This window comes from Phytoactinopolyspora endophytica (genome assembly GCF_004138495.1).
GTDB lineage: Bacteria > Actinomycetota > Actinomycetes > Jiangellales > Jiangellaceae > Phytoactinopolyspora > Phytoactinopolyspora endophytica.
The window spans coordinates 98,804-105,650 of the sequence record NZ_ML142860.1; the positions used below are offsets into that span (position 1 = coordinate 98,804).

Consider the following 6,847-nt stretch of genomic DNA (forward strand, 5'->3'; position numbering starts at 1 on the left):
ACGCACCACCTGCTGCTTGCCCGGCAGCGCTCCGACTGAGATCGACGGATAGTTGAGGTTGGACGGGTCGATCGGCTCCACCCCGGGGATCCCGAGGTCTTCGCCGGTCCCGGCCAGGAAGGACAGCCAGTCGTCCGCGGTGGCCTCATAGACCAGGCCGGGGGAGAGCGCCCCGGCGGGGTCCACGTGTCCCGAGCCCGAGCCGAAGCGGTCGTGATCCTCCGAACCGTCGGCGTCGACCAGATCGTCGGAGGACGTCATCAGAGCCGACTTGACGGCGGCAGGTGACCATTCGGGGTTCTCCCCGCGCAGCAGCGCGCCGAGGCCCGCGATGTGCGGGGACGCCATCGAGGTACCGGAGATGAGACCGTACTGCTCGTCGCCCTGCTCTGCGTTGTAGCCGGGCGTCACCGGGGCTAGCACGTTGACACCTGGACCGGTGATGTCGGGCTTGAGCAGGTCGCCTCCGTTGGCCAGAGCCGGGCCGCGAGAGGAGAAGCCGGCCAGGACCGGCGACGGTGTGGGCGCGAGGTCGGTCTGGTCTCCGGGAAGCAGCGCCGCGGTCGCGCCGGAGGACTCGGCCTCCTTGGCCTCGTACTCGGGCTCGCTCTCATCGGCGATGTACTCGCGTACCTCGGCCGCATCAGCGGAGCTTAGATGGGTGGTGGGAACGGCGTGGCTGTCCGCGTCCAGGGTCTCTTCCGGTTCGATGTTGCCGATGATCATCCCGGCGCCACCGGCCCGGGCGACCTCGTCGGACTTGTCGGTGCGCGGAATCGCTCCGCGATCGCACAGCACGATCGTGCCTTCGGCCTGCTTCTCGTCGAGGCTTGCATCGGCACAGAGTGCGGCATCCTCGGGCGCCGCGCCGTCGGCGGCGATATCACCGGCCCACACCAGGGGTGTCTGTTCTCCGACGCCATCGGGGTTGAGCATGGCGCCGCGGAAGAGCCGTGAGTCCCCGAGCTCCACTGTGCCCTCGTACGCCACGTAGGTGCTCGCCGCGACGGTGGTGACCCACGGGTTGTTGTGAGCGACGGTGGAGGCGTCCGGTCCGTTGTTCCCGCCGGAGGCGGCGACGAAGATGTCCGCGGACGCGGCGGAGAGGAAGGACAGCGAGATCACGTCCATGGCGGTGTCCTGGAAACCGCCGACCGAGAGGTTGATGACGTCGACGTTGTCGACCACGGCCTGGTCGATCGCGGCGACGATGTCCGACAGGAAGCAGCCGCCGTCGTCGGGGTTTCCCGTGGCCCAGCAGACCTTGTACGAGGCGATCTTCGCCGCCGGCGCCATGCCGGAGCCTTCGCCGAACTCCTGGCCGTCGACGGACATCTCCACTCCGTGGTTGCCGGCCGCGGTGCCGGCGACGTGGCTACCGTGGCCCTGGCCGTCGCGTGGGGAGAGGAACTCGTCCTCGCTGCGCTCCTCCGGCGGCACGCTTCCGGCGAACCCGTCTGAGAAGTAGCGGGCCGAGACCACCTTGTCGTTGCAGTGTTCCGTGCTCCACTCCTCGCCGGTCTCGCACTCGCCGGTGAAGAGATCCCCGTTCGCCTTCGCCATCGCGGTCTCGGTGTCCGACGTCCAGTACGGCGCACCGACCTCGTCTGACGGGCCCGTGGGCAGCGCAGAGCCCGCGAAGGACGGGTTCTCCGGCCAGATTCCGGAGTCGATGACGCCGACGACGACGCCGTCACCGGCGGCGTCGACGCCTCCGAGCCCATCCCACACGCCGCCGTTACCGGACAATCCGAGATACTCCGGTGACTCGACCGTGTCCAGCGGATGCGCGGTGTCCTCGACCAGGGCGAGTACGCGTGGGTCCTGTTGAAGACCGGCAGCCTGGGAAGCGTCGAGCTCGGCCGCGAAGGCATTGACAGCGACGGTGTATTGCTGGGTCGGGGAGACGTCGACGGCTGCCGCGACGTCCGCCTGCAGCTGGTGCAGATGGTCGCGGTAGCGCCGGGCCTCCGCGGAGCCCGCCTGGAAGCCCTGCCCGTCGTCCGGTGTGGTCGCCGCCAGGTCGTCGACACCGTCGGCATAGGTCGCGGCCGGGGGATCGGCGAGAACGACCACGTAACGGCCATTCCCGTCGAACGCGCCGGGGGAGAGGAGACCGTCCTTCAGGACGTCGCCGAGGACGCCGTGGGCCTCGGAAGTATCGCGCCCACCGGGGTCTGCGAGATCCGGCGAGGTGGACTCGTGTCCCGGAGCGGCCAGGGCATACCCGCCCGCCGCGAGCGCCGTGACCGCCACGAGTCCCGTGACGGACGTCATCGTGGCGAGCCTGGACATGTTGCGCCGCGTGCGCGCTGTGCTCGACACGTGCCGTCCTCCGTGAGAAGTCGTTAACGCCCGAAAAGTGAAGCTTGTCCGTACTGAGGTGCTGGCCAGAGCTTCGGGAAGAACATTATCGGAAATCAGGGATGACGTCTCGCATGTCTCGTGCGAGCCGAATCATGCTGTCCGCATACCTGACGGGACCCCTCCTGTCCGGCTGACGATCAGCGTGTGACGGGCAGGGACGCGAGGCCTCGGCTGCGGTGGGAGGGGCGCCAGCGCAGCTCGGATTCGTCAACGGCCAGTCGCATCCGCGGCAACCGCCGTAGCAGGGTGCCGAAAGCCACTTCGATCTCCAGCCGCGCCAACGAGGCTCCCGGACAGAAATGTGGACCATGCCCGAAGGTCAGGTGGGCCACGTCCTGTCGGGAGATGTCGAACCGGTCAGGCTCGGAGAACGCCGCGCCATCCCGGTTGGCGGCGGCGACGGAGAGCAGCACAGTGTCGCCGGCCTCCACGGCCTGCCCAGCCAGCTCGACGTCGTGCAGGGCGAATCGGCGGATGGCGAACTGCAACGGAGGGTCGTAACGCAGGACCTCGTCGGCGGCGGCCGGCAGCAGGCTCTCGTCCGCGTGTAGCATCGCGCGCTGATCGTCGTGCCGAAGTAGGGCCAGTAGACCGTTGCCGATGGCATGCACGCTGTTCTCGAAGCCCGCGAAGAACAGTAGGAACACAAGCGAGATGAGCTCTTCCTCGCTGAGCTGGTCGCCGTCCTCCCGTGCCGTTGTCAGTGCCGAGAGCAGGTCATCGGTGGGTCGCTCCCGGCGCGCGGCGATGAGCTCGGTCAGGAACCGGACCATGGCGGCCACACTGTCCTTGGCGGCGGTCGGGTTGCCGGGGTCCGGGGCCAGTAGGGTCTCCATCCACTGCCGGAACATCCCGGTGTCTTGATCGCTCACACCCAGCAGATCGCAGATCACCAGCACCGGGAACGGGGCGGTGAACGCGTCGACGAGGTCCACTGTCGGCTGGTCGGGGAATGCGTCCACCAACGCGTCCGCGGTGGCCTGCACGCGGGGACGCAAGCCGGCCACCCGGCGCGGAGTGAACGCGGCGGACACCAGTTCCCGCAGCCTCGTGTGGTCGGGCGGATCCATGTTCAGCAGGTTGGCGTCCAACATGGGTGGTAGCCGGAGGCCGGTGTAGCCGGTCCGTGCGTTCTTCTTGTTCAACGAGAGATTCGGATCGGCCAGTCCGGAGTGCACTCGGTGATGATCGAGGACAACCCACGCTGTCGAATGGTCGGGCAGCTCCACGTGCTGCACGGGGCACTGTCGCCGAAGCGCCGCGAGCGTGGAGTACGGGTCCTCGAGATAATCCTGGTCGAAGGGGTTTGGCGGCGTCATCGAACGTCAAGGACGCACAGGTATCCGTTGATGCCCTCGCGCTCGTGGTACGGGCTGTCAGTGGCCTCGCGGAGATGGATGGCGCCCTGTCCGACCATGCGATCCAGATGTGCGCGGTATCCACCTGTCTCCCACACGGTGCCCTGTACGGTGACGACGACGTATCCACCTGGGCGGACGACACGGACCATCTCGTCCAATGCCGCGGGCCCGACATGGCCACCGGTCAGCGTCCCGACACAGATGACGGCGTCGTAGCTGCCGTCGACGAGGTCCAGTGGCTTGGTGAGATCCGCGGTGGAGAGGTGACGATACACGCCGAGCTGCCCGGCCTTGGCCAGCATCCCGGCGGACAGGTCGATGCCGTCGATAGTCAGCTGGGTACGCTTCGCCAGCTCGGCCCCGGCCAGGCCGGTACCGCAACCGGCGTCGAGCACGACGGCCGGCTCTGCGACGAGCTCGGCCAGGCGTTGCGCTGCCAGGCGCGGCGCGACGTATCCCATGCCGTCGACGGTGTCCGTGTCATAGGTCTCCGCCCACTCGTCGTAGACCTGCTCCGCCTCCTCCGGGCCGCTGAGCGAATACGCACGTGCCAGTAGAGGATTCGTCGGGTCGTTCACTTGGGCGGCCTTCCTTCTCTTCACGGATCAGTACAGGCCATCGTCACACGGGCCGGTTCGGGGACGTGCGCTGCCTCTCAACCGTGGTGTACGACGACGTCCTCGCGAGTGGCGGCGTAGTGGCACGCCGCATCGTGATCGGTGCCGGGACGCGTGATCAGTGCGGGCTCTTCCTCGGCACACTTCTCAGTGGCCTTCCAGCATCGGGTACGGAACCGGCAGCCGCTGGGCGGGTCGGCCGGGCTCGGCGGGTCGCCGGCGAGGATGATCTGCTGCCGCCGGCCACGTACGGACGGATCCGGCACCGGCACGGCGGAGAGCAGAGCCTGCGTGTAGGGGTGGGCCGGATGCTCGTAGATCTGCTCGTCGCTGCCGATCTCCACGACCTTCCCCAGGTACATGACCGCGACCCGGTCCGAGATGTGCCGCACGACGGAGAGGTCGTGAGCGATGAAGATGTAGGAGAGGCCGAACTCCTTCTGGAGACTGGCGAGCAGGTTCATCACCTGTGCCTGAACCGAGACGTCCAGGGCCGAGACCGGCTCGTCGCAGATGATCACCTCTGGGCGCAACGCCAGGCCACGGGCGATACCGATACGCTGCCGCTGCCCGCCGGAGAACTGGTGCGGATAGCGGTTGATGTGCTCCGGGTTCAGGCCCACGACCTCGAGCAGCTCCTGAACGCGGCGGCGCCGCCCGCTCTTCGGTACTACCTCCGGGTGCAGATCGAACGGCTCGCCGACGATGTCGCCGACCGTCATGCGCGGATCCAGCGACGAGTACGGGTCCTGGAAGACCATCTGTACGTTGCGTCGCAACGCCCGCAGCGCTTTCCCATTGAGGTCGTAGATGTTCCGGCCGTTCAGCCGGACCTCGCCACGGGTCGGCTCTTCGAGCCGCATCAGCAGCTTGGCCAGGGTCGACTTGCCGCAGCCGGACTCTCCGACGACGCCGAGCGTCTCGCCCTTGCGCAGGTCGAACGAGACGCCGTCGACGGCCTGGACCTGGCCGGCGCGCCGCCTGAACACGGCTCCGCTGGTCAGCGGGAAGTGCTTGGCGAGGTCGCGGACCTCGAGCAGGGGCTGGCCAGTGGGCGACGCCGGAGCAGCGTCGCCGGAGTTCTGGCCGGCGGGGCCGATGTCAGCGGGCACCGCTGAGCACCTCCTCGGAGAAGTGGCACGCACTCGTCCGTCCCGGGGCGACCTCGTGCAGCGGCGGGCGTTCCACCCGGCAGACGTCCTCGGCATAACGGCAACGCGGGTGGAAGGCGCAGCCTTGCGGGATCCGGGTGAGGGTGGGCGGGAGCCCGTGGATGGCCGACAGATCATGGCCTTTGAGGTCGACTCGGGGGATCGACTCCAGCAGACCCTTCGTGTACGGGTGCGCCGGGGCGGCGTAGATGTCGCCGACAGATGCTTGCTCGACGATCCTGCCGGCGTACATCACCGCGATCCGGTCGGCGACGTCGGCCACGACGCCGAGATCGTGGGTGATGAGGATCAGGCCCATCCCACTGTCGTCCTGCAGCTCGCGTAGCAGCGTCATGATCTGCGCCTGCACGGTCACGTCCAGTGCGGTGGTCGGCTCGTCGGCGATGAGCACCGCGGGATCCAGAGCGATCGCCGTGGCGATCATGATGCGCTGCCGCATCCCGCCGGAGAACTGGTGTGGGTAGTCGCGGACCCGGTCCCGTGCGGCCGGGATGTGGACCCGGTCCATCAACTCGATCGCCTGCTTGCGTGCCGCGGACCTGGACATCCCGCGGTGGACCCGGAACATCTCGGCGATCTGCCAGCCGACTGGGAAGACCGGATTCAGGGCGGACAGCGCATCCTGGAAGATCATGGCGATGCTGCTGCCCCGGACCGACTTGCGTTCGCTTTCGGGCAGAGAGAGCAGATCACGGCCACGGAAGCGGACCGAGCCACCGGTCACGAACCCAGGCGGACTGTCGATGATCCCCATGATCGCCTGCGCGGTGACACTTTTGCCGGATCCGGACTCGCCGAGCACCGCGAGCGTCTCACCCTCGTCAACCGTGTAGGAGACACCGTTGACGGCCTGTGCCACACCCTCCCGGGTCCGGAACTCCACGTGCAGGTCGTCGACCTCGAGAAGCGGCGTCTGGCCGGAGCCGGAGACGTCAGGCGGAGCCGACGGATCGGTGCTGGTCGCCAAGGTGAATCTCCTCCCTGATGCCCCGAGCCGGCGGCTCGGCGGGCGCCTGTGGACACGACGGCTCACGCGGGCCGTGACAGCTACGGGCGCCCGTCTCCGGTCGCGGGCTGACGTCCTCGTCGCCAGCGTGGCCGTGAAGTCCCGCAGGCCGTCACGCGTCGCGTGAGGCGTCGCGTTGTCGCTTGTGTTCCTCCCACGCCTTGAGCATCTCGCCGTGGTGGTAGTCGTACAGCCAGGCGCTGTAATCGCGCATGTTCTCCAGGCGCATGCGCGGGCCGGTCTCGCTCTCGCCGAGAGAGTTCAGGATCTCCTCGATCCCTCTTGCCCGCCGCAGGAGGTATTGGTGCTCGGTGGCCAGGAACG

At 68.1% G+C, this 6,847-nt stretch carries 5 protein-coding genes and 1 pseudogene; all 6 read right to left on the reverse strand.

The features are described from left to right. Positions 1–2,325, reverse strand: a 2,325-nt coding sequence (locus tag ELR45_RS21730; RefSeq protein ID WP_165367994.1) for a S8 family peptidase, incomplete at its 3' end; no start/stop codon positions are given. Positions 2,326–2,504: 179 nt separating this feature from the next. Further along, a complete protein-coding gene (locus ELR45_RS21735) occupies positions 2,505–3,686 on the reverse strand; it encodes a cytochrome P450 family protein (RefSeq protein WP_129668214.1) in 1,182 nt (393 codons plus the stop codon). Next, a complete protein-coding gene (locus tag ELR45_RS21740; RefSeq protein ID WP_205857010.1) occupies positions 3,683–4,306 on the reverse strand; it encodes a class I SAM-dependent DNA methyltransferase in 624 nt (207 codons plus the stop codon). The genes ELR45_RS21735 and ELR45_RS21740 overlap by 4 nt, the downstream gene beginning before the upstream one ends. Positions 4,307–4,383: 77 nt before the next feature. Beyond that, positions 4,384–5,457 (reverse strand): ABC transporter ATP-binding protein, encoded by a 1,074-nt coding sequence (locus ELR45_RS21745; protein ID WP_276320718.1) that lies wholly within the window; start codon positions 5,455–5,457, stop codon positions 4,384–4,386. Then, the gene (locus tag ELR45_RS21750; protein WP_129668216.1) at positions 5,447–6,484 is read right to left on the reverse strand and encodes an ABC transporter ATP-binding protein; all 1,038 of its coding nucleotides are present in this window, start codon (positions 6,482–6,484) and stop codon (positions 5,447–5,449) included. Before ELR45_RS21750 ends, ELR45_RS21745 begins: the two co-directional genes overlap by 11 nt. Positions 6,485–6,635: 151 nt before the next feature. Then, positions 6,636–6,847: pseudogene (locus ELR45_RS35635) on the reverse strand (GbsR/MarR family transcriptional regulator); the annotation flags it as partial.